The organism is Aquicoccus porphyridii (genome assembly GCF_008369105.1).
GTDB classification, from domain to species: Bacteria; Pseudomonadota; Alphaproteobacteria; order Rhodobacterales; family Rhodobacteraceae; genus Aquicoccus; species Aquicoccus porphyridii.
This window is the reverse complement of record NZ_VINQ01000085.1, coordinates 1-582: the sequence shown is the minus strand read 5'-3', so window position 1 is coordinate 582 and position 582 is coordinate 1. Positions and strand designations below refer to the sequence as shown.

General features: G+C 69.6%; 1 protein-coding gene. It reads left to right on the top strand.

The window, feature by feature from the left end; all coding sequences use genetic code 11:
• On the top strand, nucleotides 1–582 hold a 582-nt coding region (locus FLO80_RS23690), incomplete at both ends, for a bifunctional [glutamate--ammonia ligase]-adenylyl-L-tyrosine phosphorylase/[glutamate--ammonia-ligase] adenylyltransferase (RefSeq protein WP_223145545.1).

The window sequence follows — 582 nt, the reverse complement described above, 5'->3', positions numbered from 1 at the left end:
TCCGCGCCTGCTGGCGATGACCGTGGAAAACCCCCAGCCGGACCTGGTGCTGGAGCGGGTCCTGCCGCTGGTGGAAGCGGTGGCGCGGCGTTCCGCCTACCTGGTGTTGCTGACCGAGAACCCCGGCGCGCTGGAGCGCCTGCTGACCCTCTGCGCGGCCAGCCCGATGGTTGCCGAGCAGATCGCGCGGTTCCCGATTCTGCTCGACGAGCTGCTCAACGAGGGGCGCCTGTTCCGTCCTCCACAGGCCGCCGAGCTGGCCGCCGAGCTGCGCGAACGGCTGATGCGGATTCCCGAGGACGACCTCGAGCAGCAGATGGAGACCCTTCGTCACTTCAAGCTGGCCCACGGGCTGCGGGTGGCGGCCTCGGAGATCGCCGGCACGCTGCCGTTGATGAAGGTCAGCGACTACCTGACCTGGCTGGCCGAGGCGATCCTCGTCGAGGTCCTCGAACTGGCCTGGCGGCAGTTGGTGCAGCGTCATGGCCGGCCGTTGCGCGCCGACGGCACGCCGTGCGATCCGGACTTCGTCATCGTCGGCTACGGCAAGGTCGGCGGGCTGGAGTTCGGCCATGGCTCGGA